At 61.3% G+C, this 24,225-nt stretch carries 23 protein-coding genes; all 23 read right to left on the minus strand.

Going from position 1 to position 24,225, the window contains the following annotated elements:
* Nucleotides 1–2 precede the first annotated feature (2 nt).
* The 23 genes from O3297_RS23465 to O3297_RS23575 all read right to left on the minus strand — a co-directional run bounded on the left by O3297_RS23465 (nucleotide 3) and on the right by O3297_RS23575 (nucleotide 24,034).
* Nucleotides 3–500, minus strand: coding sequence for a PaaI family thioesterase (locus O3297_RS23465; protein ID WP_305050376.1), 498 nt, complete (start codon nucleotides 498–500; stop codon nucleotides 3–5).
* Between the two features lie 11 nt (nucleotides 501–511).
* Nucleotides 512–2,911 carry a 3-hydroxyacyl-CoA dehydrogenase/enoyl-CoA hydratase family protein gene (locus O3297_RS23470; RefSeq protein WP_072457014.1) on the minus strand — a complete coding sequence of 800 codons (2,400 nt, stop codon included), beginning with the start codon at nucleotides 2,909–2,911 and terminating at the stop codon, nucleotides 512–514.
* Between the two features lie 14 nt (nucleotides 2,912–2,925).
* A complete protein-coding gene (locus O3297_RS23475; RefSeq protein ID WP_034753387.1) occupies nucleotides 2,926–4,716 on the minus strand; it encodes an acyl-CoA dehydrogenase C-terminal domain-containing protein in 1,791 nt (596 codons plus the stop codon).
* 77 nt (nucleotides 4,717–4,793) lie between these two features.
* Nucleotides 4,794–5,396, minus strand: coding sequence for a TetR/AcrR family transcriptional regulator (locus O3297_RS23480; protein WP_034753385.1), 603 nt, complete (start codon nucleotides 5,394–5,396; stop codon nucleotides 4,794–4,796).
* A gap of 258 nt (nucleotides 5,397–5,654) precedes the next feature.
* Nucleotides 5,655–6,044, minus strand: a complete 390-nt coding sequence (locus O3297_RS23485; protein WP_034778428.1) for an RNA-binding S4 domain-containing protein — start codon at nucleotides 6,042–6,044, stop codon at nucleotides 5,655–5,657.
* Complete coding sequence (clsB, locus tag O3297_RS23490; RefSeq protein WP_034778426.1) at nucleotides 6,041–7,204, minus strand: cardiolipin synthase ClsB; 1,164 nt, start codon at nucleotides 7,202–7,204, stop codon at nucleotides 6,041–6,043. The genes O3297_RS23485 and clsB overlap by 4 nt, the downstream gene beginning before the upstream one ends.
* Nucleotides 7,205–7,213: 9 nt before the next feature.
* On the minus strand, nucleotides 7,214–8,035 hold the full coding sequence (locus O3297_RS23495) for an endonuclease/exonuclease/phosphatase family protein (protein WP_034778424.1): 822 nt from the start codon (nucleotides 8,033–8,035) through the stop codon (nucleotides 7,214–7,216).
* 72 nt (nucleotides 8,036–8,107) lie between these two features.
* Nucleotides 8,108–8,401, minus strand: coding sequence for a hypothetical protein (locus tag O3297_RS23500; RefSeq protein WP_070257698.1), 294 nt, complete (start codon nucleotides 8,399–8,401; stop codon nucleotides 8,108–8,110).
* Nucleotides 8,402–8,420: 19 nt separating this feature from the next.
* Nucleotides 8,421–8,885 (minus strand): dihydroneopterin triphosphate diphosphatase, encoded by a 465-nt coding sequence (gene nudB, locus O3297_RS23505; RefSeq protein WP_070257697.1) that lies wholly within the window; start codon nucleotides 8,883–8,885, stop codon nucleotides 8,421–8,423.
* 87 nt (nucleotides 8,886–8,972) lie between these two features.
* Nucleotides 8,973–10,775 carry an aspartate--tRNA ligase gene (aspS, locus tag O3297_RS23510; protein ID WP_071653294.1) on the minus strand — a complete coding sequence of 601 codons (1,803 nt, stop codon included), beginning with the start codon at nucleotides 10,773–10,775 and terminating at the stop codon, nucleotides 8,973–8,975.
* A 63-nt stretch (nucleotides 10,776–10,838) separates the two neighbouring features.
* Entirely contained in the window at nucleotides 10,839–11,480 is a 642-nt protein-coding gene (locus O3297_RS23515) for a DUF502 domain-containing protein (RefSeq protein ID WP_034778417.1), read from the minus strand.
* 40 nt (nucleotides 11,481–11,520) lie between these two features.
* A complete protein-coding gene (locus O3297_RS23520) occupies nucleotides 11,521–11,829 on the minus strand; it encodes an FmdB family zinc ribbon protein (RefSeq protein ID WP_070278979.1) in 309 nt (102 codons plus the stop codon).
* 79 nt (nucleotides 11,830–11,908) lie between these two features.
* Nucleotides 11,909–12,511, minus strand: a complete 603-nt coding sequence (locus tag O3297_RS23525) for a methyltransferase (protein ID WP_305050379.1) — start codon at nucleotides 12,509–12,511, stop codon at nucleotides 11,909–11,911.
* 19 nt (nucleotides 12,512–12,530) lie between these two features.
* Nucleotides 12,531–14,102: a ubiquinone biosynthesis regulatory protein kinase UbiB gene (ubiB, locus tag O3297_RS23530; protein WP_099389884.1), complete on the minus strand. Its 1,572-nt coding sequence runs from the start codon at nucleotides 14,100–14,102 to the stop codon at nucleotides 12,531–12,533.
* Entirely contained in the window at nucleotides 14,099–14,737 is a 639-nt protein-coding gene (locus tag O3297_RS23535) for an SCP2 domain-containing protein (protein WP_070257694.1), read from the minus strand. The genes ubiB and O3297_RS23535 overlap by 4 nt, the downstream gene beginning before the upstream one ends.
* A 152-nt stretch (nucleotides 14,738–14,889) precedes the next feature.
* The gene (locus O3297_RS23540; protein WP_070278976.1) at nucleotides 14,890–15,837 is read right to left on the minus strand and encodes a Tim44 domain-containing protein; all 948 of its coding nucleotides are present in this window, start codon (nucleotides 15,835–15,837) and stop codon (nucleotides 14,890–14,892) included.
* Nucleotides 15,838–15,880: 43 nt separating this feature from the next.
* Nucleotides 15,881–16,615 carry a bifunctional demethylmenaquinone methyltransferase/2-methoxy-6-polyprenyl-1,4-benzoquinol methylase UbiE gene (gene ubiE, locus O3297_RS23545; protein ID WP_034753359.1) on the minus strand — a complete coding sequence of 245 codons (735 nt, stop codon included), beginning with the start codon at nucleotides 16,613–16,615 and terminating at the stop codon, nucleotides 15,881–15,883.
* A gap of 29 nt (nucleotides 16,616–16,644) precedes the next feature.
* Nucleotides 16,645–17,886 (minus strand): RNA polymerase sigma factor, encoded by a 1,242-nt coding sequence (locus O3297_RS23550; RefSeq protein WP_305050383.1) that lies wholly within the window; start codon nucleotides 17,884–17,886, stop codon nucleotides 16,645–16,647.
* Between the two features lie 2 nt (nucleotides 17,887–17,888).
* A complete protein-coding gene (locus O3297_RS23555; RefSeq protein ID WP_034778403.1) occupies nucleotides 17,889–18,233 on the minus strand; it encodes a YciI family protein in 345 nt (114 codons plus the stop codon).
* Between the two features lie 98 nt (nucleotides 18,234–18,331).
* Nucleotides 18,332–18,784: a gamma-butyrobetaine hydroxylase-like domain-containing protein gene (locus O3297_RS23560; RefSeq protein ID WP_070278973.1), complete on the minus strand. Its 453-nt coding sequence runs from the start codon at nucleotides 18,782–18,784 to the stop codon at nucleotides 18,332–18,334.
* Between the two features lie 9 nt (nucleotides 18,785–18,793).
* Nucleotides 18,794–19,237 (minus strand): HIT family protein, encoded by a 444-nt coding sequence (locus O3297_RS23565; RefSeq protein ID WP_305050386.1) that lies wholly within the window; start codon nucleotides 19,235–19,237, stop codon nucleotides 18,794–18,796.
* Nucleotides 19,234–23,274 carry a DUF3683 domain-containing protein gene (locus O3297_RS23570; RefSeq protein WP_070278971.1) on the minus strand — a complete coding sequence of 1,347 codons (4,041 nt, stop codon included), beginning with the start codon at nucleotides 23,272–23,274 and terminating at the stop codon, nucleotides 19,234–19,236. Before O3297_RS23570 ends, O3297_RS23565 begins: the two co-directional genes overlap by 4 nt.
* Nucleotides 23,275–23,542: 268 nt before the next feature.
* Nucleotides 23,543–24,034 carry a YqaA family protein gene (locus O3297_RS23575; RefSeq protein WP_034778395.1) on the minus strand — a complete coding sequence of 164 codons (492 nt, stop codon included), beginning with the start codon at nucleotides 24,032–24,034 and terminating at the stop codon, nucleotides 23,543–23,545.
* Between the last annotated feature and the right edge of the window lie 191 nt (nucleotides 24,035–24,225).

A 24,225-nucleotide genomic window follows, 5' to 3' on the forward strand; every position in this document is an offset into this window, starting at 1 on the left:
GCTTATCGCTTCTGCGACAAATACCAGTCCACCGTCACCTGTGCCGCCAGCGTGCCTTCGGAGTCGAAAATATCGACTTCCACGGGAAACGCCACCTTGCCGTCCTGCGCCAGCTGCGCCTTCAAGGCAGCCAGGTCGCCCGGTACCCGGCCTTCGGCGCGCGTCGCGCCCCGGGCCACCTTCTGGTAGGCGATGCGCGACTCCTTGTCCACCGGGCGCAAGCCCAGTATCAGCTCGGCGAAGCCGCCAGCCATGGCCGCGCCGGAAGCCGTTTCGGCCAGGGTAAACAAGGCACCCGCATGCTGCGTGCCCAGGTGATTATTCAGTTTTGGATCTTCCGGCATCGACACCTTCGAGGTGCCGGCGCCGATGTCGTCGATGCTGATCCCCAGCAGCCGCACGAAGGGCAAGGTGTCCATCATCTGTTGTTTGATACGGTCATACACCATGCTTGGCCTCACGCGCAGTAATACTTTAAATACGAGGGACAGGATCGTCATCGACGCTGTGCTTAGTTGCGGACCGGCTTACCGGTCTGCATCATGCCCATGATCCGTTCCTGGGTTTTCGGATGGTTCAACAGCTCCAGGAATGCCTTGCGTTCCATATCCAGCAGCCACTGTTCGCTGACGAAACTGCCCTGGTCCACGTCGCCGCCCGATACGATCTCGGCGATCATCTCGCCCAGCTTGAAATCGTGCGCCGAAATGAAGCCGCCGTCGCGCATGTTGACCAGCTGCGCCTTGATGGTGCCCCAGCCGTAACGGCCCGTCACCTGGATCAGCGACGGCAGTTGCGGACGGAAGCCCGCGTCGAACATGGCGCGCGCTTCGACCTTGGCCACGTGCAGCAGCTCGTAGGCGTTGAACACGATCACGTCGTCTTCCTTCAGGTAGCCCATTTTTTTCGCTTCCAGTGCCGATTTCGACACGTTGGCGGTGGCCGCATTGGTGAAGCCCGTTTTCAGGAATTGCAGGATGTCGTTGCCCTTGGCTTCCTTGTAGGCGCGCTGCGCCGCTTCCTTCAGGCCGCCGCCGGCTGGAATCAGGCCCACGCCCACTTCCACCAGACCGATGTACGACTCGATCGAGGCCACGCGCTTGGATGCATGCAGCGCCAGTTCGCAACCGCCGCCCAGCGCCAGGCCAGCGACCGCGGCGATCACCGGCACGTTTGCGTATTTCAGCGACATGAAGGTGTTCTGCAGTTCGGCGATGATCGGATCGACGGCTTTCACGCCGCCTTGCATGAACGCCGGCAGGGCCGATTGCAGGTCGGCGCCGGCCGAGAAGGCGCCGCCTTCGGCTGCGTCGGCGTGCCAGATCACCAGGCCCTTGAAGTTCTTTTCCGCTTCAGCCAGGGCCAGTTTCAGGCCATTGATCACGCCTTCGCCGATCACATGCATCTTGGTCTTGAACGAGATGATCAGCACATCGTCGCCCGTATGCCAGACGCGCACGGATTCGTCTTCGAAGACGGTGGTGCCGGCGGTCTTGCCGTCGATGGCGCCGCTGCCCAGTACCGGCGCGCGGAATGGCTGGCGGTCATATACGGACAGGGTCGAACGCGGCACGAAGCTGTTCGACACGGCCGAATACGAACCTTCCGGCGTATGCACACCGCCTTTTTCAGCGACCGGACCTTCGAAGACCCAGGCTGGCAGCGGCGCATTGCACAGCGCGTGGCCGGCGTCGATGTCTTCCTTGACCCAGTTGGCCACTTGCAGCCAGTTCGATGCCTGCCACGTTTCAAACGGGCCGACGTTCCAGCCGAAGCCCCAGCGCATGGCGAAGTCGATGTCGCGCGCATTGTCGGCCACGGTGTCCAGGTGGATGGCGATGTAGTGGAAAGCGTCGCGGAAGATCGCCCACAGGAACTGGCCTTGCGGATTCGTCGATTCGCGCAGCGCCTTCATCTTCTTGACCGGATCCTTTTCCTTCAGGATGCGGGCGATGATGTCGGCCGCCTTGGCGCCGCCGGCCACGTATTCACCGGTGGCGAAGTCCAGACGCTGGATCTCCTTGCCGACTTTCTTGTAGAAGCCCGCACCGCTCTTCTGGCCCAGCGCGCCTTTTTCCACCAGCTGCGCCAGCACGGCCGGCGTCTTGTAGACGGCAGCGAACGGATCGTTCGGCAGGTAGTCCTGCATGGTCTTGATCACATGACCCATGGTGTCCAGGCCAACCACGTCCGCCGTGCGGAAGGTGCCCGACTTGGCGCGGCCCAGCTTGGCGCCGGTCAAGTCATCGACGACGTCCACGGACAGGCCGAATTTTTCGGCTTCGTGCACGATGGCCAGGATGCCGAACACGCCAACGCGGTTGGCGATGAAGTTCGGCGTATCCTTGGCGCGGACCACGCCCTTGCCCAGGGTGGTGGTCAGGAAGCCTTCCAGCTGATCGCTGATCTCGGGCTTGGTGAACTCGGTCGGGATGATCTCGACCAGGTGCATATAGCGCGGCGGGTTGAAGAAGTGCACGCCGCAGTAGCGCGATTTCAGGTCGGCGTCGAAGCCTTCGGCCAGCTTGGTGATCGACAGGCCCGAGGTATTCGAGGCGAAGATCGCGTTCGGACCGATGTGCGGTGCGACCTTTTGATACAGGTCGTGCTTCCAATCCATGCGCTCGGCGATGGCTTCGATGATCAGGTCGCAACCGGCCAGCAAGTCCAGGTTGTCTTCGTAGTTGGCCACCTGGATCAGCGCGGCGTCATCCTTGTTGCCCAGCGGCGCAGGCGACAGTTTTTTCAGGTTCTCGATGGCGCGCAGCACGATGCCATTCTTTGGACCTTCTTTTGCCGGCAGGTCGAACAGCACGACCGGCACTTTCGCGTTGATGCAGTGGGCGGCGATCTGCGCGCCCATCACGCCGGCGCCGAGGACGGCTACTTTTTTAACGATGAAATTGGTCATATTTTCCTCAAGTCTTAGAACAGGTCTGCGTCGAGTGCCATCAGGTTGGCCGAACCGGAACGCGCCTGACGGATCAGGGTTGCCGTTTCAGGCTGCAAGCGGGCGAAGTAGAAACGTGCGGTAGCCAGTTTGGCGGTGTAGAACTTGTCGCCGCTGGATTCTTTTTCGAGGGCGATCTTGGCCATCTGCGCGAACAGGTAGCTGTAGATCATGTGGCCGACGACGCGCAGGTAAGGCACGCATGCCGCGCCCACTTCGTCCGGATTCTGGAAGGCCTTCATGCCGATTTCCATGGTCAGCTTGGTGACTTTGTCGCCCAGGTCGCCCAGTGGGGTGACAAATTCGCTCATCGCTTCATCGGTGCCGTTGTCTTCGACAAAAGCCTTGATCTTTTCGCCGAACTTGCGCAGCTTGGCGCCGTTGTCGCCGAGGATCTTGCGGCCCAACAGGTCCAGCGACTGGATCGTGTTCGTGCCTTCGTAGATCATGTTGATGCGCGCGTCGCGCACATACTGCTCCATGCCCCATTCCGAGATGTAGCCGTGGCCGCCGAACACTTGCATCGCGTCCGAGGTGGCGATCCAGGCGTTATCGGTGATGAAGGCCTTGATGACGGGCGTCAGCAGCGCTACTTCGTCGGCCGCTTCCTTGCGCACGTCGGCGTCAGGGTGGTGCAGTTCGCGGTCGATCTGCAGCGCCACGTAGGAAGTGAAAGCGCGCGCGCCTTCGGCGTAGGCTTTGCCCGTCAACAGCATGCGGCGCACGTCAGGGTGCACGATGATGCGGTCGGCCGGCAGTTCCGGGTTCTTGATGCCGGACAGCGAACGCATTTGCGTGCGGTCTTTGGCGTAGATCAGCGCGTTCTGGTAAGCGATTTCCGTCAGGCCCAGCGACTGCATGCCCACGCCCAGGCGGGCCGCGTTCATGAAGACGAACATGGCGTTGAGGCCCTTGTTCGGCTGGCCGATGATCCAGCCTTTCGCGCCGTCCAGGTTCATCTGGCAGGTCGAATTGCCGTGGATACCCATTTTTTCTTCGATGGCGCCGCAGGTGATCGGGTTGCGCTCACCGACCGTGCCGTCCGCGTTCGGCAGGAATTTCGGCACCAGGAACAGCGAGATGCCTTTCGAGCCTTCCGGTGCGTCCGGTACGCGGGCCAGCACCAGGTGCAGGATGTTTTCCGCCATGTCGTGCTCGCCGGCCGAGATGAAGATCTTGTTGCCGGTGATGGTCCAGGAACCGTCCGCCTCAGGCAGCGCTTTCGAGCGCAGCAGGCCCAGGTCGGTGCCGCAGTGCGGTTCGGTCAGGCACATGGTGCCCGTCCATTCGCCCGACACCAGCTTCGGCAGATACACTTCCTTCTGGTGGTCGGTGCCGTGTTCCTTCAGGCACTCGTAGGCGCCGTGCGACAGGCCAGGGTACATGGACCAGGCCTGGTTCGACGAGTTCAGCATTTCATAGAACGAGTTGTTCAGCACGACAGGCAAGCCCTGGCCGCCGTATTCCGGATCGCACGCCAAGGCCGCCCAGCCGCCTTCGACGTACTGCTTGTAGGCTTCCTTGAAACCTTTCGGCGTGGTCACGCTTTTCGTGACAGGGTCGTGGTGGCAGCCCTCGCGGTCGCCGGAGTGGTTCAGCGGGAACAATACTTCGGAGGTGAATTTGCCGCCCTCTTCCAGCACCTGGTTGATGATGTCGGCGTCGACGTCGGCGTACGACGGCATTTGCTTCAGTTCCTCTTCCACTTGCAGGAACTCATGCAGGACGAATTGCATATCCCGGATTGGCGCGACGTATTGACCCATAATTTTCTCCTGAAGGCGATTAGCTAAAGTGTTGTACTTGTAGTGCGTGTGCGTTATTGCGGATACTGCCTGACGGCTTATTTGCTTGTGACGGAATTCTGGTACGACGCCAGCAGGCGGATAAAGCCCGCTTGCGCCCGTTCGATGCTGCCCGGCACGCGCAGGAAACGCGCGTCGTGATGCAGGGCCAGGATCAGGCCATACATCTCGTACACCAGCTGCTGGGCGTCCGTGTCCGCTTTCAGGTCGCCCGTGGCGATCGATTGCTCGACACAGCGCAGCAGCGCACCCTGCCAGGCCCGCACCATGGCCACGAGAGCTTCGCGGATGGGGCCCGGACGGTCGTCATACTCGACGGCGCCGCTGATATAGATGCAGCCGGAAGCGATTTCCACGCTGACCCGCTTGACCCAGCGCGCAAACATCGATTGCAGGCGCTGGATGCCGCGTGGTTCTTTCATGCTGGGGAAAAATACTTCTTGCTCGAAACGATAGTGATAGAGCTTCAGCACTTCCATCTGCAAGTCTTCGCGCGAGCCAAAGTGGGCAAACACGCCCGACTTGCTCATGTTCATTTTGTCCGCAAGCAACCCGATGGTCAGGCCTTCCAGGCCGTCGCGGCTGGACAGGTCCAGCGCCACGTCGAGGATGGCTGCACGGGTCAGTTCGCCCTTGCGCATGAATTTGACTGAAGTATTCAAGAGTACCGTTCTAAAAGTGATGTTGCCGATTTGGCGGACTGAAGCGAGAGTAAAAAAAAGCACGCTCCGAAAAAATCCGAACGCTCGTACTATTATCCACTACCACGTAAAAGTCAAACGGGAACTTTAGAGCCGGCGTTCTATTGGTGCAGCGCAGCATTTTTAAGCCGCGTGTTTCTATTGATTTCAGGCAGGCAAAAGCGTCGCGCGCCCGTGCCTGCCCACAACAGACGAACCTCAGGAAAGGTCGCCTGCCTTGCTCAGTTGACGACGGTCGCGCTTGGTCGGCCGCCCCTTGATGGTGGTGCCCGGCTCGCGGAACAGCTTGCGTTCCTCGGCCAGTTGCTCGCGGCGGGCGATGCTGGCCGGCGTTTCGCCATACAGCAAGCGTGCCACGGGGGCCGCGCCGCGCTTGTCGGACAGGCCCAGCACGGCCACTTCCCACGTCTCCGCGCCATTATCGATGGCCAGCTCGTCGCCCACGCGCACGCTGCGCGCCGGTTTGACGCGCTCGCCGCCCACTTTGACCTTGCCCGTGTCGACGGCTTCGCTGGCCAGCGAGCGCGTCTTGAAGAAGCGCGCCGCCCACAGCCATTTGTCCAGCCTTACCGTTGTCATCTCGTTCATGCGTACTTGCCTACTGAAAAAATGCGCATCACCAACCGGTACACGAGAAATGCGGCTTCATAGCCGATGCGCTGGAAACGCCCGATGTGCTTGAAATCATCCTGGTGAATGACGATGCCGTCGGCCACGCCCTGCTCGATGTGCTGGCGCAGGCTTTGCGCGAACGCCACGTCCTTGATCACCACGTTCGCTTCCTGGTTCAGGAACAGGCTCAGCGCGTCAATATTGCTGGAGCCCACCGTCGCCCAGTCATCGTCGACGACGGCCACCTTGGCGTGCAGCTGCGTCTTGCGGTATTCGACGATCTTGACGCCGGCGGCCAGCAGTTTCGGGTAAAACGAATGCGCCACGGCATCTTGCATGCGGAACTCACCCACGCCGATCAACAGGACCACGTCCACGCCCCGCAGGGCCGCCTGGGCCAGGGCGTGGCGCAGCTTGTGCCCGGGCGCGAAATACGGGTTGGCCAGCATCACGCTCTTGCGTGCCTGGCCCAGCGCCTGCAGGTAGGCGCGCTGGATGGTGCGGCGGTTGCGCAGGTTGTCGCGCACGACAAAACCGGCCACGACGGGGTTCTTCGCCAGCTCCTTGCTGACCACGCGCATCTTGCGGTACAGCTTGATACGCCGCACCAGGTTCATCTTGCCCAGCCTCGCCCACTGCGCCTGCACCTCCTCGTGGATGGCGTCGACCAGTGGGCCCTTCACTTGCACGGCGAAATCCCAGCGCGGCGCTGCCAGGCTGATGTTGTGGTCGTAGTCGCAAAACATGTCGTCGTTGATATTGATGCCGCCCACCAGGGCGATCTCGCCATCGGCCACGCAAATCTTGCGGTGCGTGCGCGTGATGCCGCGCCGGAACCACGGATTGAAGATGCGGTGGTGCACGCCAGCCGCTTCCAGCTGCGCATGCATGGCCTTGACCCGGCGGTTGCCCGTGCCGAACCAGTCCGTGATCATGCACACCAGCACGCCGCGCGCGGCGGCACGTTTGAGCGCATCGAGCACCAGGGTGCCCGTGGCGTCGTCGGCAAAGATATACGTTTCGAAATAGACTTCCGAGCGCGCGCCGTCGATGGCGGCAATCAGCGCGGGGAAATAATCGGTGCCGCAATACAGCAGCTTGATGTCATTGTGGGCGATGAAATTGACTGTGCGCATGCTGGCAGTCTACGCGAGTTTCAAAGCGGCAACGATCGGCGCGTGGTCCGACAGTTTTGCCCACAGGGTGCCATGCATCACTTGCGCGCCTTCCACGTGGAAACCGCGCACATAGATGCGGTCCAGGCGGAACCACGGCAAGGCGGCGGGAAAGGTGCGCGCCGGCACGGGGATCGGCGTCTTCGTCTGGCGCCGCGCCAGGGTACGCACCAAGTCGCCCAGGGCCGAGTTCGACGCGCGCTGGTCGAATACTTCCACCACGCCGAGCGCATTGCGCAGCTTGTCGCTGAGCGTGTTGCGCCAGTCGTTGAAATCGCCGGCAATGATGACGGGCTCGCCATTCGGCGCCGACTCCATGACGGCGTCGATCAGCGCCTGCGTCTGGCGGCCCCGTCCCGATTCGAACAGGCCCAGGTGAACGACGTAGCAGTGCACGTCCGCCTGCGGCGTCTTGAGCACGCAATGCAGGATGCCGCGCTGTTCATAAGCGTGGTCGGACACGTCGTGATTGGTTTGCGAGGCGATGGGAAACTTGCTCAGCAAGGCGTTGCCATGGTGGCCATGGTCGTACACGGCATTCATGCCGTAGGCGGAATGGTGCTCGGCGCCGGCAAAGAACTCATGCTGCGACGCTTCCGGCCAATGCTTGTGGCCGTTTTTCTCGGCACCAAAGCGGGCCGCATTGCGGTCGTGCTTGCCTTGCACTTCCTGCAAAAAGACGACATCGGCATGGAACAGGGCAATCGCCTGCTTCAAGGCATGCACGCGGGGCAAGCCCCGCACGGAGGAGACGCCCTTGTGAATATTATAAGTTGCTACGCGGATTTTCATGCCTTGATTCTACTCCCTGACAGGCCCCGCACGGCGCCGGCGTAGGTGCGCGTGCGCACCTACCACGCACAATCAGGCCAGCATGCGTCCCACGCCCGCCGTCACGCTGACGATCAGCGCGGTAATGCCGGCCGCCCAGACAATCTTGACCAGCAAGGGCGCGCCGCGCCAGGCCACGGTGCGCTTGCCCTTGGCAAACGCACCCGGGTGCAGCAGCCAGCCGATCGCCATCAGCGGCATGCCGATCGGTGGCGTGCGGCCGGGCACGGTGGAACCAAACAGCAGGAAGATAAAGCACAGGCAAAAAACGATGCCCAGGGTGCCCAGCAGTTTTTGCTGCGTCGTCAAATGTAACCAGTTCAACATGGAATGCTTTCTAGGAAGATCAGGTGGGGCGCGCCAGGCCCGTCATGGCCGGCAATTGCAAAATCGCTTCCGCGTTGGACGACGAGAAACAGCGGTCGGCCGCCGCCAGGTAGGGCAGCCACGCGTACTGCAAGTGTTCGCGGGGACTCAAGGTGATGGCGATGTCGCGCGGCACTTGCACGCTGAACACGTGTTCCGTGTTGCGCGTCACGCCAGGCGCATAGCGGTGGCGCCAGATCGGATAGATCTCGTACACATTCGACAAGTTCCAGTCGCGCAGCACGATGTCGCGCCCATCGGCAACGATGCCGGTTTCCTCGCACAATTCGCGCGCGGCCGTCTGCAGCAGCGGTTCGTCGACGGCATCGACGGAACCCGTCACCGATTGCCAGAAACCGGGTTGGCCCGCGCGCTCGATCAGCAAGACATCAAGGTCAGCCGTATGGATGACGACCAGCACGGAAACGGGAATTTTATGGCTCATATCAAGAATGAAAAAGGCGCCTTGCAGCGCCTTTTTTGCCTCAGCAAGTAAAAACGGTAGCGGCCGCGTGAACGGCCGCCTTGGCCATTACGCTACTTTTGGCTCGGTGCTGCGCAAGCGGATGTGCAGTTCACGCAATTGCTTCTCGTCCACTTCCGACGGCGCATGGGTCAGCAAGTCTTGCGCGCGTTGGGTTTTCGGGAAGGCGATCACGTCGCGGATCGATTCGGAACCCGTCATCATGGTCACGATACGGTCCAGGCCGAATGCCAGGCCGCCATGCGGTGGCGCGCCGTATTGCAGGGCATCGAGCAGGAAGCCGAATTTCAGCTGTGCTTCTTCGGCATCGATCTTCAGTGCACGGAAGACCTTGCTTTGCACTTCTTCGCGGTGGATACGGATCGAACCGCCACCCAGTTCCCAGCCGTTCAAGACCATGTCGTAAGCCTTGGCGATGCAGGCGCCCGGATCGCTTTCCAGCATGTCTTCATGGCCGTCTTTCGGCGCCGTGAATGGATGGTGGGTCGCCGTCCAGCGATCCGCTTCTTCGTCATGCTCGAACATCGGGAAGTCGACCACCCACAATGGCTTCCACACGTCTTCGAACAGGCCGGCTTTCTTGCCGAACTCGCTGTGGCCGATCTTCACGCGCAGCGCGCCGATGGCGTCGTTGACGACCTTGGCCTTGTCCGCGCCGAAGAAGATCAGGTCGCCGTCTTGCGCGCCCGTCTGCTCGAGGATCGTGGCCAGCACGTCGGCAGGCAGGAACTTGACGATCGGCGACTGCAAGCCTTCAGGACCCTTGGCTTTCTCGTTGACCTTGATGTAAGCGAGGCCCTTGGCGCCGTAGATGGCGACGAATTGGGTGTAGGCGTCGATTTCCGAACGGGGCATGCTGCCGCCTTGCGGTACGCGCAGGGCAACCACGCGGCCGCCTTTCATGTTGGCGGCGCCGTTGAAGACCTTGAATTCGACCGACTTCATGACTTCGGTCAAGTCCGTGAAGGCCAGCTTGACGCGCATGTCCGGCTTGTCGGAACCGTACAGGCCCATCGCCTCGGCGAAATCCATCACCGGGAATGGGTTCGGCAGGTCGATGTCCAGGGTGTTCTTGAAGACGACGCGGATCATGTCTTCGAACAGGTCGCGGATTTCCTGTTCCGTCAGGAACGAGGTTTCGCAATCGATCTGCGTGAATTCAGGCTGGCGGTCAGCGCGCAAGTCTTCGTCGCGGAAGCACTTGGTGATCTGGTAGTAACGGTCGAAGTTGGCGACCATCAACAGTTGCTTGAACAACTGTGGCGATTGCGGCAAGGCGAAGAAGCTGCCCGCGTTGACACGCGACGGCACCAGGTAATCGCGCGCGCCTTCTGGCGTGGACTTGGTCAGCATCGGCGTTTCGATGTCGATGAAGCCCAGCGCGTCGAGGTACTTGCGCACTTCCATCGTCACCTTGTAGCGCAGGCGCAGGTTGTTTTGCATTTGCGGGCGGCGCAGGTCCAGCACGCGGTGCGTCAGACGCGTCGTTTCCGACAGGTTGTCGTCGTCCAGCTGGAACGGCACGGGCACGGAAGGGTTCAGCACTTCCAGTTCCGAGCAGACCACTTCGATCTTGCCGGATTTCAGGTTGTTGTTGATGGTGCCTTCGATACGGTTGGTCACGACGCCCGTTACGCGCAGGCAGAATTCGTTGCGCACGGCTTCGGCGACCTTGAACATCTCCGCTTGTTCCGGGTTGCAGACGATTTGCACCAGGCCTTCACGGTCGCGCAAGTCGATGAAGATCAGGCTGCCGTGGTCGCGGCGGCGATGTACCCAGCCGCACAGGCTGACGGTTTGTCCCAGCATGGCTTCGGTAACGAGGCCGCAGTATTCAGTACGCATAGACATAAAATTCTCAGTTCAGGTTAGTGAGTGTTCAATCCGGCCACGTCCCGCATGGGACGCCTGCCTTTATTCTTTGGCTGCCGGGGCCGGTACAGCAACAACTTCCGCAGGCGCCACCACGCCCATCGAGACAATATATTTGAGCGCCGCATCGACGCTCATGTCGAGTTCGACGACATCGCTGCGCTTCATCATCAGGAAAAAGCCCGATGTCGGATTCGGCGTCGTCGGCACATACACGCTGACAAAGTCGCCCACCAGGTGGTTCGCCGCATCGCCGCCCGGCACGCCGGTCAGGAAAGCGATGGTCCAGGAGTTCTGGTGCGGATACGGCACCAGCACGGCCTTGCGGAAGGCATTGCCCGACGGAGAAAACAGGGTATCCGACACTTGCTTGACGCTCGAATACAGGGAATTGACGATGGGTATGCGTTGCAGCAATTTTTCCCACAGTTTCACCACGTAATTGCCGACCAGGTTATTCGTCAGCAAACCCGTGAAGAACACGATCAGTACCGTCAATACCGTGCCCAGGCCGGGAATGGTGCTCAGCGCGGGAATCTTGTGCCCGAACCATACGCTGGGCTGCGTACTGCCGGGCACCAGCAACAGCGACTGGTCCATCGTGCTGATCACCAGATTCAGGACCCATGCGGTAATGGCCAGGGGAACCAAAATCAGCAATCCGGTAATAAAGTATTTACGCATCAGTTTCTCGGTAATGGATCGTATCGGCGAGGCGCGCTTTTCAGTCCGCTTTCGGCGCAGTGGCAACCGGGGCAGGTGCAGGTGCGGCAGCAGGCGCGCTCTCGGCAGCCGGGGCGGGCTTGGCGCCATCGGCCGGGCCCGTTGGAATGGCCGTGGTGGGCGCCGTGCCGCCGCGGAAATCGGTCGCGTACCAGCCAGTGCCCTTCAATTGGAAACCGGCGGCCGTCAATTGTTTCTTGAAACTGGGCTTGCCGCACGACAGGCACACCGTCAGTACTGGATCGGAGATCTTTTGCAAGACATCCTTGGCAAAACCACACTCGTCACAACGGTAAGCGTAAATCGGCATCTCTACTCCGAGAAAATCATCAAAAACCCTGAATTATAAAGCTTTTCCTTTGTCCCCAGCGGAAAATGCCCCGCCCGCCTCACTCCGCCCGGCGGCGCCAGCTCATCCAGCGCTCCTTGCCGGCGAAGACGGCAATGGAATCGTCCACGACTTCGTCGGCCAGGCAGTCGAAATGCGGCGCCAGCAATTCCTGCAGTTTCTCACGCGATATGCCAAATGGCGGCCCCTTGACATTGTCATCAAAGAAAAAGTAACCGGCCAGCATGGCGCCCGGCGCCAGCAGCTGCGCCCAGCGGGCCGCCACCTGCGGCCACATGGCGCGCGGCATGGCGCACAGGAAGGCCCGTTCATAGATCAGGTCCAGCGGCGCAACGGGTTCCCAGGCAAAGAAATCCGCTTCCACGACCTGCCCTGCCCGCGCACCGACGACAGCGCGCGCGGCGGCCACGGCGGCCGGCGAAAAGTCGATGGCCGTGGCATCCCAGCCGTGATCCAGCATGAAGACCAGTTCATAGGCCGAGCCGCAGCCAGGAATCAGGCAGCGCAGCGGCGCCGGGCTGCCTGCAACAAAGCTGCGCAGGCGCGACGGCACGCCGCCCTGGTCCCACGGCGTGAATTGCTTCTCGAAACGCTCGTCCCAGAAGGCGGGCGAGAGCGGATCGCGGGTGGTGAAGTCAGCCATCACTTACGTCCTCAGGCCGTTAAAACGGCAGTTGATGCCAGCGCATGAACACTTGCAAGCCCAGCGCGCCGAGGGCGAAGGCACCCACGAAGTACACGATAAAGCTCAGCAATCGATTCGTCTGGCGTTGCTCAGCCAGCAAGGTTTTCATCAGTTCCACATCGTTTTCGCGCGGCTCGCCATGCACCGTCAAGGCCTGGTGCAGCAAGCGCGGCAATTGCGGGAAGATGTGCGCATAACGGGGCGCCTCGGCGCGCAGGCGCTCCATGAAGCCTTGCGGCCCCACCTGGTTGCTCATCCATCTTTCCAGATACGGCTTGGCCGTTTGCCACAGGTCCAGTTCCGGGTCCAGCTGGCGGCCCAGGCCTTCGATATTGAGCAGGGTCTTTTGCAGCAGCACCAGTTGCGGCTGCACTTCCACGTTGAAGCGGCGCGAGGTCTGGAACAGACGCAGCAAAACTTGCCCGAAAGAAATATCCTTCAGCGGACGGTCGAAGATCGGCTCGCAGCAGGCGCGCACGGCCGCTTCCAGCTCATCGACGCGCGTATCTTTCGGCGCCCAGCCCGATTCGATATGCGCCTCGGCCACGCGCTTGTAGTCGCGGCGGAAGAAGGCGAGGAAGTTTTGCGACAGATAATCCTTGTCGTAGTCGTTCAACGTTCCCACGATGCCGAAGTCGAGCGCGATATAGCGGCCGAACGATTCGGGCGCGATCGACACAAGAATATTCCCCGGGTGCATGTCCGCATGGAAAAAACCGTCGCGGAACACTTGCGTGAAGAAAATTTCCACGCCATCGCTGGAGAGCTTGCGCAAATCCACGCCGGCCGCCACCAGGCGCTCGGTCTGCGACACGGGAATCCCATACATGCGCTCCATGACGATGACGCTGCTGGAGCAATAATCCCAGTGCATTTCCGGCACCAGCAGCAATTCCGAGTTGGCGAAGTTGCGGCGCAACTGGCTGGCGTTGGCCGCCTCGCGCATCAGGTCCAGCTCGTCGTGCAAGTATTTATCGAACTCGCCCACCACTTCCTTGGGTTTCAGACGCTTGCTGTCGGCCCACAGGCGGCTGGTCCAGTCGGCGGCGATGTGCATCAGCGCCACGTCTTCGTCGATCAGCTTTTTCATGCCTGGACGCAAGACCTTCACGGCCACTTCGCGGCCATCTTTCAAGGTGGCGAAGTGCACCTGGGCAATCGAGGCGGATGCCACCGGTTCGCGCTCGAAGCTGGCAAACAGCTGATCCGGGTGCGCGCCGAGGGACTTGGTGATCTGCGCGATGGCCAGGTCGGAATCAAACGGCGGCACCCGGTCTTGCAGGCGCGCCAGTTCTTCGGCGATGTCAAGCGGCATCAGGTCGCGCCGGGTCGACAGCACCTGGCCGAATTTGACGAAAATCGGACCCAGCTCTTCCAGCGCCAGGCGCAGGCGCAAGCCCCGTGGCGACGACAGGTCGCGCCAGAAAATCAGGGTGTCGATCAATTTGGCGGTGCGGGGAACTTGCAGACCAGAAATCGCTATCTCATCCAGACCGTACTTGATGGAAACACGGATGATTTTAAACAGGCGCAGGAATTTCAATATCATGTAGACAAATCCGGTGAGGAGGACTGCGGCTGGACGGCGGCGGCCGCCTTTTCCAGCCGGGCAAGGCGCTTGGCCAGGCGTTCGACGTCATCGCGCACGCGCGTCACGCCAGCGGAATACTCTTGCAAGGTAGAAGGACGGATCAGCATGGGCTGTTCGTCGAGAAAATATTCGGCCACGTTTTCCGCCAGTTTTTGCTGGCCCGTGCGCACAAAGGCGGCCGCATCCCTGGCACCGGCAACCAGGCGCGTGGCCAGCATGGGTCCCACGACCTTTTCCAGGTCGTGCTCCGCTTCCCAGCGCAAGCCCTTGCTCAATTGCGAAATCGCATTGGCAAACTCGGCATCGCCTTCGATCTTGACGTAGGAAAACGCCCGCTCGCGGTTTTGCAGGATCAGCGGCACATCGGACAATTTCACGCGGATGGTGACGTTGGCCGGCATGTCGGCCGGCGCCGCCTCCAGCATGCCTGCGCTGTCGACGCGCAGGCGCAAGGCCACGGCGCCCGTGTCGATACAGGCCAGCTTGCCAGCGTGCACGGCCAGCTGCTGGCGCGCCCACGGTTCTTGCGCCAGCAAATGGTTGATTGTCGCGATGACGGGCGTCATCAGGGAGAGATCGGGAAGTGGTGCCATCTATATACAGCGCGCCAGGCGCGCCCCTAAAAAGAAAAAACCGCCCGTAAAACAACGTGGGCGGTTTCGATCTTACCAGTTCAGCAGGAAATATCTGTTAAGCATCATGCATTCCGCATGGACTTAAGCCATTATTCAGCAAGTTTTTACAATTAATTCAATTGCTGGATGCCTGCCAGGACCCAGCCGCTGTTGCCGCTGACGGGTTTCGACATATTCCACACTTCCGCGAACGGTTCCGCTGCCGCGCCAGGCGCCGAACGGATCAGGCCCGTAAACTTCACGCTGGCCAGGTAATCGTTGACGCTCGTCTCGATGCCCAGCAGTTCGGCATCGATGGTGACGACATCCGTAAAGTCCGGCTGCGCGCCCCGTTCCTGGATTTGCATGCGCAGTTCCGCATACACTTCCGGCGACGTGAATTCGCGGATATCGTTGACGTCGGCCTTGTCCCAGGCCGCTTGCAGGCGAATGAAATTGCTTTTCGCGTGGCGCAGGAAGGCATCCTTGTCGAAGTCGCCTGGCACGCCCCATGGCGCGGCCGGTGCCGGGACCGGCTTATCCAGGCCTACGCCGGACGAGACAGGCTGCAGCGGCGGCAGCGGTGGAATGCGCGAACCGATGTCAGGCACGTTGCCGGCTGGCGCAGGCTGGTTGCCGCCAAAACCCGCGAACGGCGCATTGCCGCCAGCATTGTTGTCGCGCTTGCCGCGCACCATGCGGTAGATGAAGAACGCCACGCCGGCCAGCAAGGCCACCATCAGCAGGGTGCTGATCATGCTGGCCAGGGCGCCGCCCAGGCCAAAATGCGACAGCAGCGCGCCCAGGCCCAGGCCCAGCAAGGCGCCGCCCAGCAAACCCTTCCAGCGGCTCGGCGCCTTGGCGGCAGGCGCTGGCGCGGGGGCCGGCGCAGGTTGCGCCTGGCGTGGCGCGGCAGCCGGTGCCGGCGTTGGCGCCGGTGCGGGCGCCTGGCGGCCCACGTTTTGCGACTGGCGGCCAAACGAACGGCCACCGCCCATGGGACGGGCCAGCGCCTCGCCCAGCATGGATACCGTGGTCGCGGCCAGCATCATGCCGACCATAAATTTCTTCAATTTCATTCCATCTCCTAAAATCACCGGCAAGGGTGAGTTACAGCTTGAGTTACATCTTGATGCCGGTATGCAAAGCGGCAATGCCTGCCGTCAAATTGTAGTACTGCACGCGCTCCAGGCCCGCCGTTTCCATCATGGTCTTCAGCGTTTCCTGGTCCGGATGCATGCGGATCGATTCTGCCAGGTAGCGATAGCTTTCCGCGTCGCCGGCGATTTTCTGTCCAAACCACGGCAAGACCGAGAACGAATACAGGTCGTACGGCTTTTGCAGGGGTGCTGCCACCTTGGAAAACTCCAGCACCAGCAGCTTGCCGCCCGGTTTCAGCACGCGGCGCATTTCCGCCAGCGCCACATCCTTGTGCGTCATGTTGCGCAAGCCAAAGGCCACGCTGACACGGTCAAAATAATTATCGGGGAATGGCAGTTTTTCCGCGTCACACAACAAGGTGGGGGTGAGCAAGCCGCGATTCAAGAGGCGGTCGCGGCCCACGCGCAACATCGATTCATTGATATCGGTCAACCAGACTTCGCCGGTAGGGCCCGCCTGCTTGGCGAATGCCTTCGACAGGTCGCCCGTGCCGCCGGCAATGTCGAGCACCTTGAAACCGGGGCGCACGCCCGCATTGGCAATGGTAAACGTCTTCCACAGACGGTGCAGCCCGCCCGACATCAAGTCGTTCATCACGTCGTATTTGGCAGCGACGGAATGGAACACCTTGGCGACTTCGCGCACTTTGTCGTCTTCTGCAACTGTTTTGTATCCGAAATGGGTCGTATTGGTCATGGTAGGCAGTCTGTTTGAACTTGGGAGCATTATACAAGCGGCAGGCGCATTTCCCCGTGACGCCGGAGAAGGTATTGCCTTTCCACTGCATTCGAAGCCAGCATTGCCGCCCGGGCATACGCCGCCAGCGCCCCCGGCCGGTCGCCCTGGCGGCGCAGCAAGTCGGCCCGGGCCGCGTGCAGATAGTGCGAATTAGCAAGGCTGGGCACGGTTTCCAGCCGCGCCAGCCAGGCCAGGCCGTGTGCGGCACCGTGCGCCATGGCGCAGGCGATCACGGCATTGAGCAAGATCAACGGTTCCGGCTTGTGCCGCAGCAAGGCGCCGTACAGGGCGCTGATCTGGCGCCAGTCCGTCTGGCTGGCCGTGGGAGCTTTGGCGTGCAAAGCGGCAATGGCTGCCTGCAGCTGATATGCCCCTGGCGCGCGCGCAAGCAAAGCCAGTTCCAGCAGCGCCAGTCCCTCGGCAATCAGGGCGTCATCCCACAGGCGCCGGTCCTGCTCTTCCAGGGTCAGCAAATGCCCCTCGGGCGACAGGCGAGCCGGACCACGCGACGCCTGCAACAGCATCAGGGCCAATAGCCCCTGCACTTCCGGCTGGCAGGGCTGCAGGCTGTCAAGCAGCCGCCCCAGGCGCAGCGCCTCGGCGCACAGGTCGGCGCGCAGCAGGGTGTCGCCGCCGCTGGCGCAATAACCTTCGCTGAACACCAGGTAAATCACGTGCAGCACTTGCGCCAGCCGTTGCTGCAATTCTTGCTCAGGTGGCAACTCGAAAGGAATGCGCGCTTCGGCGATCTTGCACTTGGCGCGCAATAAGCGCTGCGACAGGGCCGCTTCCGCCACGCCGAAGGCACGCGCGATCTCGGCCGTGGACAAGCCACACAGGGTGCGCAGGGCCAGCGCCACTTGCGCCTCGGGTGCCAGCGCGGGATGGCAGCAGATGAACAGCAGGCGCAGGCGGTCGTCCCCGATGGCGTGCGCGTCTTCAATCACGGCCGCCGGCAGGCAGGACAGCACGGCTTCGGCCTCGCTGACGCTCTTGCCTGCCCGGCGCACGTGATCGAGGCCCGCATTGCGCGCCACGGCACTGAGCCAGGCGGCGGGATTATCGGGGATGCCCGCCCGCGGCCACAGTTCCAGCGCCTTGCGGCACGCTTCCTGCAACACATCTTCCGCCAGACCCAGGTCGCCGAAGCGCCGCATCAGGCCGGCCAGCACCCTGCCCTTTTCCTGGCGAAAGACGTGCTCGACGGCCGACAGGGCGTCGCCGGCCATGTTTATGCCGTGACAGGCCGTACTTCGATGGTGCCCAGGGAGGCGGCCGGACAGCGCCCGGCCCAGGCCAGCGCCTCGTCCAGGTGGGCGCAATCCAGCAGATAATAGCCGCCCAGCTGCTCCTTGGTTTCCGCGAACGGCCCATCCGTGATGACGGGCTTGCCGTTTTGCACACGCACGCTGGTGGCGCTGCGCACGGGCGCCAGTTCCGCGCCCCCGCGCAGCACGCCGGCGGCCTCCAGGTCTTGCGTATAGCTGGCAAAGTCGGCCATCAGGCTGGCCATCTGGCCCTCCTCCATGGCTTCATAGCGCGCCTCGTCGGCGTAGATCAGGATCATGTATTCCATAGTCTCTTCTCCAAAAGAAAAATGCCCGCAAGCGCGGGCATTCATACGACGAATGGATATGCGGCAATCCGACAAGCTTACCGCATTATTTTTTCACCTTAGTGTTTGTGCCCGCAACTGGGCCCATGAACATGACCGCCGGAAGATTGCTTGACCGTCATGTCGGCCTTGGCGTCGCGGCCGCTGTCGCCCGGATAGCCAGCTGCCGTCAGGCGGTCCAGATAATCCTGCCACAGGGTCGCCTGCTCCGCGCCCAGCTTGTACAGATAAGCCCAAGTGTACAGGCCGGAATTGTGGCCATCGCTGAAGGTGGGCTGCACGGCGTAGTTGCCGACCGGTTCCAGGCCCGTGATGCCAACCAGGCGTTTTCCTAATTGCAAGGTTTCCTGGCCCTTGCCATGGCCTTGCACTTCGGCCGACGGCGAGTACACGCGCAGGTATTCGAATGGCAGCGCAAATTCGCTGCCATCATCGAAAGCCACGTCGAGCACGCGCGACTGGTTATGCACGGTCAAGCCGGTGGGTTGGGGCGTTGCTACTTTTTCAGTCATGACAATACTTTATGCGGATAAACGTTGAATGATGGCGTCGCGCAAGACTGGCAACAGGGCGCGGCGCGCGGCCAGCACCTCGGGCGCCGTCTCGCGCTGAATCACCGCCCAGCTGGGATTGGGGAAATGCGCATCGTCGCGGTAGCGGGGAATCACATGCCAATGCACGTGCGGCGTCATGTTGCCGAAACTGGCCACATTGACCTTTTCCGGCTGCATCACTTCACGCACGGCCAGTTCGACTTGCCACACGACTTCCATCACATAGTTGCGCTCACCGGGCGTCAGGTCCGTCATTTCCTTGACGTGCTTGTTCCAGATCACGCGGCAAAAGCCGGGATAGGCGGCGTCATCAACCGCCACCACGGACAGGCGCTCGCTGCGCCACAGCAAGGCTTCACAGCCCTGCTTGTTGGCAAAGCCGTCGAGCAATGTGCACAGATCGCAGGTCACACCAACACCCGTTCAATGCCGCCGTCATTGGCGCGTTTCACGTAATCCGGCATCCAGTTCTCTCCCAGCAAGTGTTTGGCGATCTCGACGACGATGTAGTCGGCCGTCGTGCCCGAATCGTCATTGTAGCGCGACAAGCCTTGCAGGCACGACGGGCAGCTGGTGAGGATCTTCACGTCGCCCGTGAAACCGTCGCCGCGCAGCTTGTCGGCGCCCTTGACCATCTCTTCTTCCTTGCGGAAACGCACTTGCGTGGAAATGTCGGGGCGCGTGACGGCCAGCGAACCTGATTCGCCGCAGCAACGGTCATTCTTCTCGATCTTCACGTTATCCACCGTGCTGATCAGGGAATTGATGGTCTTGCCCGATTCCTGCAGCTTCATCGGATTGTGGCATGGCTCGTGGTACATATAACGGGTGCCGTTGACGCCTTCCAGCTTGACGTTTTTCTCCAGCAGATACTCATGGATATCCATGATGCGGCAGCCAGGGAAAATCTTTTCAAACTGATACGTGGCCAGCTGGTCGTAACACGTGCCGCACGAGACGAGCACCGTCTTGATGTCGAGGTAATTGAGCGTGTTGGCCATGCGGTGGAACAGGACGCGGTTATCCGTCATCATCTTCTCGGCCTTGTCGAACTCGCCCGCGCCCCGCTGCGGATAACCGCAGCACAGGTAGCCCGGCGGCAAGACCGTCTGCACGCCCACTTCCCACAGCATCGCCTGCGTAGCCAGGCCCACTTGCGAGAACAAACGTTCCGAACCGCAACCAGGGAAGTAGAACACGGCTTCCGTATCGGCCGTCGTCGTCTTCGGATTGCGGATGATCGGGATGACCTTGTCGTCTTCGATGTCGAGCAGCGCGCGCGCCGATTTCTTCGGCAGGTTGCCCGGCATCTTTTTGTTGATGAAATGGATCACCTGCGCCTTGACGGGCGGCTTGCCCGTCGATGGCGGCGGCGCCTTGGTTTGCTTCTTGGCAAACTTCTTCAGCAAGTCATGGCCCAGGCGCTGCGCCTTGTAACCCCAGCCGATCATGACCTTGCGCGTGGCGTTGATGGTCACGGGATCGGTGGCGTTGAGGAACATCATCGTTGCCTTGGTGCCCGGATTAAAGCTCTTCTTGTCCATCTTGCGCAGCAAGTTGCGCATGTTCATCGACACGTCGCCGAAATCGATATTCACGGGGCAAGGCGTGACGCACTTATGGCATACCGTGCAATGGTCGGCCACGTCTTCGAACTCTTCCCAATGCTTGATGGAGATACCGCGGCGCGTCTGCTCTTCGTACAGGAACGCTTCGATCAGGGACGAGGTCGCCAAGATCTTGTCGCGCGGCGAGTACAGCAAATTGGCGCGCGGCACGTGGGTCGAGCACACGGGCTTGCACTTGCCGCAACGCAAGCAATCCTTGACGCTGTCGGCGATGGCGCCGATATCGCTTTGCTGCATGATCAAGGATTCGTGGCCCATCAGGCCGAACGATGGCGTGTAGGCATTGCGCAAGTCGGCCCCCATGCCTGGCAGGTTCAACAATTTTCCCTTGTTGAAACGGCCTTCCGGATCGATGCGCTGCTTGTAGCTGCGGAACTCGCCGATCTCTTCTTCCGTCAAGAATTCCAGCTTGGTGATGCCGATACCGTGTTCGCCGGAAATGACGCCATTCAGCGAGCGGGCCAAAATCATGATGCGGCCCACGGCTTCATGGGCGTCCTGCAGCATTTCGTAATTGTCCGAGTTGACGGGCAAGTTCGTGTGCACGTTGCCGTCGCCTGCGTGCATGTGCAGCGCGACAAAGACGCGCGAACGCAGGATGCGCGCGTGGATGGCGGTGGCCTCGTCGAGGATCAGCTTGAATGCGGCGCCGTTGAAGATCTGGCGCAACTGGGCGCGGATTTCCTGCTTCCAGGTGATGCGCACGGTGCGGTCCTGCACCACGTCGAACAGGGTGGCGTCGGGCTGCGTTTCCAGGCGCGCATCAAACACGGGCAGCAAGCGTTCCATGCCCAGTTCGGCCAATTCACCCTTCACGTCCGCCAGCGGACGGTCCAGCTGGGCCAGCAGATAGGTCCAGCGTGCCGTGACTTGCGCCAGCAACTGCTGTGCCTGCTCGGCGCGGTCGCCCAGCATTTCCGCATCGTCGACCCGGTCGTCCGATGCATCGTCGCTCTTGCCAACAGGCAAGTTGCCCTTGCCAAAGAATTCGCTCAAGGCATCCGCCAGTTGCAGCTTGTTCTTGATCGACAGCTCGATATTGATGCGCTCGATGCCATCCGTGTATTCGCCCATGCGATTGAGCGGTATCACCACGTCTTCATTGATCTTGAACGCATTCGTGTGCTTGGCAATCGCCGCCGTGCGGGCTCTATCGAGCCAGAATTTCTTGCGCGCTTCCGGGCTGACGGCAACAAAACCTTCGCCCACGCGGGTGTTGGCGATACGCACCACTTCCGACGCCGCTTGCGCGACGGCGTTTTCATCGTCGCCGACGATGTCGCCAAACAGGGCCATCTTCGGCAGCACGCCCCGCTTCGACTTGGTGGCGTAGCCGACGGCGCGCAGGTAGCGCTCGTCCAGGTGTTCCAGGCCCGCCAGGCGGATGGTCGTGTATTGCTCGCCCTTGGCCGGCAAGCCATCGAGGTAATCCTTGATTTCCACGATCGACGGGATCGCATCGCGCGCCTGGCCAAAGAATTCCAGGCAGACGGTGCGGGCGAACTTCGGCATCTTGTGCAGAATCCAGCGCGCCGACGTGATCAGGCCGTCGCAGCCTTCTTTCTGGATGCCCGGCAAGCCGGCGAGGAATTTGTCCGTCACGTCCTTGCCCAGGCCCTCTTTACGGAACTTGCGGCCAGGAATTTCCAGGATTTCCGTCTTGAACGGTGCGTTCGGCTTCGTCGCGTCGCGCGTGCTCGGATGACGCCATTCCAGCTGGAAACGTGCCAGCGCGATATCGTGGATCTTGCCCAGGTTATGGTCGAGGCGGGTAACGTCGAGCCAGTCGCCGTTCGGGTCGACCATGCGCCACGAAGCCAGGTTGTCCAGCGCCGTGCCCCACAGCACGGCTTTCTTGCCGCCCGCATTCATGGCGACGTTGCCGCCGATGCAAGAGGCGTGGGCCGAGGTCGGGTCGACGGCAAACACGAAACCGGCCTTCTCGGCCGCTTCCGACACTTTATTCGTGATCACGCCCGCACCCGAATTGATCGTCGCGTATTCGTGCGTGAGGCCCGGCAAGACCGTCATTTCCACGGCGCCCAGGGTAATGAGTTTTTCCGTGTTGATGACGGCCGACATCGGCGTCAATGGAATCGCGCCGCCCGTGTAGCCGGTGCCGCCGCCGCGCGGGATGATGGTCAGTCCCAGCTCGATACAGCCCTTCACCAGGCCGGCCATTTCCTCTTCCGTGTCGGGCGTCAGGACGACGAACGGGTATTCCACACGCCAGTCGGTGGCGTCCGTCACGTGCGACACGCGCGTCATGCCGTCGAAGCGCACATTATGTTTTTCCGTGTAGCGGCCCAGCACCTTGACCGTACGCTTGCGCAAGTCGTAGGTCTTGCGGAATTCGTCGCCAAAGTCGGCCACGGCCTTGCTGGCCGCTTTCAGCAGCAACTCCACATTGGCGCTACGCGCCTTGGCAACTTCGGGCGATTCGCCACTGGCGGCCACGTCGCCGCCGGCCGCATCGATGGACAGGCGGCGCTTGTCGACTTCGGCCAGGCGGTGATGCAAGGCATCGATCAAGCCCTGGCGGCGCTTCGGGTTGTCGAGCAAGTCATCTTGCAGATACGGATTGCGGCGCACGACCCAGATATCGCCCAGCACCTCGTACAGCATGCGGGCCGAACGGCCTGTCTGACGGGCGCCGCGCAGCTCGTCGAGCAGGCGCCAGGAGTCCTCCCCCAACAGGCGTATGACGATCTCGCGATCGGAAAACGACGTGTAGTTATACGGGATTTCGCGCAGGCGGCTTGCTGCGGGACCATTCGGCGTTTCTGCCAGTAAAGCTTGGATATGTGCGGGAGCGTTCATGGAGTGTGGTGACGATGTGGACTGGACCCTAAAGGCCCATTTTATCTTATTGCGCCGCACCATGCCGGAACAGCCTTAGGCCGCCTAAGGTTTAAACACCCCATCCGCCACCATAGCAAATACGGAAAAGCCTTCTTTTGCATGAATAAAAAATCAGTCTTGGTGATTTTTTGACGCAAAAATGCCAAGAATCGGACTCTGCTGCAAACTATCGAACTGCCCAAAAATGGGGCAAACTGGCGTTGCATTACGCCCGTTTGCCTGCCGTTTACGCCAGCATTTGTCCAATCCTGTGCCATACGCCATCGGGTACGTACAGCAGCAAGCCCGTCATGGTCAGGTAGCGCGCGCACTTGCCGACGGCCATGTAGGCCACGCTGGGCCAGAACGGCAGCTTGAGCCAGCCGGCCAGCGTGCACAGGGGGTCGCCCACGAGCGGCAGCCAGGCCAGCAGCATGGTCTTGGCCCCATAGCGGGCCAGCCAGCGGAACCAGCGCGTGTCGCGCTCCTTGGCAAACGCCTGCTTGGCCCGGTAGCCCATCCAGTAGTCGACGATACCACCCAGAGTATTGCCCAGGGTGGCGACGCCGATGGCGGCCCAGAACAGCGCGGGATTGGCCTTGATAACGGCAAAGACGGCCGGTTCCGAGCCGAGCGGCAACAAGGTGGCGGAAATAAAGCTGATCAGAAAGACCGATGTCAGCCCGACTTCCGGCGCTGCGATCAGTTGCAGCAGCCAGGCGATTGCGGATTCGATCATGGAACACTTCGCGATGCAGTAAGGCTCTCCATTATAATGAAGAGCAGCTTGCGCGCCGCACAATCCGCGCCGGCCGGCAAAGGCCTACCCGCCCGCAGTTCCATAGAGCATTATTGTCGCCAGGCTATCCGCCGCAGCGCCGCCGCTATCGCCCGACACGTTCCAGACCCTTTCTGGCCCAGAATCACTTG

This window comes from Janthinobacterium sp. SUN128, assembly GCF_030587275.1.
In the GTDB taxonomy this organism is placed as follows: domain Bacteria; phylum Pseudomonadota; class Gammaproteobacteria; order Burkholderiales; family Burkholderiaceae_D; genus Janthinobacterium; species Janthinobacterium lividum.

Coding starts and splice junctions, on each gene's coding strand:
- O3297_RS23465 (WP_305050376.1), bottom strand. CDS start 500: ATGACGATCCTGTCCCTCGTATTTAAAGTATTACTGCGCGTGAGGCCA.
- O3297_RS23470 (WP_072457014.1), bottom strand. CDS start 2,911: ATGACCAATTTCATCGTTAAAAAAGTAGCCGTCCTCGGCGCCGGCGTG.
- O3297_RS23475 (WP_034753387.1), bottom strand. CDS start 4,716: ATGGGTCAATACGTCGCGCCAATCCGGGATATGCAATTCGTCCTGCAT.
- O3297_RS23480 (WP_034753385.1), bottom strand. CDS start 5,396: ATGCGCAAGGGCGAACTGACCCGTGCAGCCATCCTCGACGTGGCGCTG.
- O3297_RS23485 (WP_034778428.1), bottom strand. CDS start 6,044: ATGAACGAGATGACAACGGTAAGGCTGGACAAATGGCTGTGGGCGGCG.
- clsB (WP_034778426.1), bottom strand. CDS start 7,204: ATGCGCACAGTCAATTTCATCGCCCACAATGACATCAAGCTGCTGTAT.
- O3297_RS23495 (WP_034778424.1), bottom strand. CDS start 8,035: ATGAAAATCCGCGTAGCAACTTATAATATTCACAAGGGCGTCTCCTCC.
- O3297_RS23500 (WP_070257698.1), bottom strand. CDS start 8,401: ATGTTGAACTGGTTACATTTGACGACGCAGCAAAAACTGCTGGGCACC.
- nudB (WP_070257697.1), bottom strand. CDS start 8,885: ATGAGCCATAAAATTCCCGTTTCCGTGCTGGTCGTCATCCATACGGCT.
- aspS (WP_071653294.1), bottom strand. CDS start 10,775: ATGTCTATGCGTACTGAATACTGCGGCCTCGTTACCGAAGCCATGCTG.
- O3297_RS23515 (WP_034778417.1), bottom strand. CDS start 11,480: ATGCGTAAATACTTTATTACCGGATTGCTGATTTTGGTTCCCCTGGCC.
- O3297_RS23520 (WP_070278979.1), bottom strand. CDS start 11,829: ATGCCGATTTACGCTTACCGTTGTGACGAGTGTGGTTTTGCCAAGGAT.
- O3297_RS23525 (WP_305050379.1), bottom strand. CDS start 12,511: ATGGCTGACTTCACCACCCGCGATCCGCTCTCGCCCGCCTTCTGGGAC.
- ubiB (WP_099389884.1), bottom strand. CDS start 14,102: ATGATATTGAAATTCCTGCGCCTGTTTAAAATCATCCGTGTTTCCATC.
- O3297_RS23535 (WP_070257694.1), bottom strand. CDS start 14,737: ATGGCACCACTTCCCGATCTCTCCCTGATGACGCCCGTCATCGCGACA.
- O3297_RS23540 (WP_070278976.1), bottom strand. CDS start 15,837: ATGAAATTGAAGAAATTTATGGTCGGCATGATGCTGGCCGCGACCACG.
- ubiE (WP_034753359.1), bottom strand. CDS start 16,615: ATGACCAATACGACCCATTTCGGATACAAAACAGTTGCAGAAGACGAC.
- O3297_RS23550 (WP_305050383.1), bottom strand. CDS start 17,886: ATGGCCGGCGACGCCCTGTCGGCCGTCGAGCACGTCTTTCGCCAGGAA.
- O3297_RS23555 (WP_034778403.1), bottom strand. CDS start 18,233: ATGGAATACATGATCCTGATCTACGCCGACGAGGCGCGCTATGAAGCC.
- O3297_RS23560 (WP_070278973.1), bottom strand. CDS start 18,784: ATGACTGAAAAAGTAGCAACGCCCCAACCCACCGGCTTGACCGTGCAT.
- O3297_RS23570 (WP_070278971.1), bottom strand. CDS start 23,274: ATGAACGCTCCCGCACATATCCAAGCTTTACTGGCAGAAACGCCGAAT.
- O3297_RS23575 (WP_034778395.1), bottom strand. CDS start 24,034: ATGATCGAATCCGCAATCGCCTGGCTGCTGCAACTGATCGCAGCGCCG.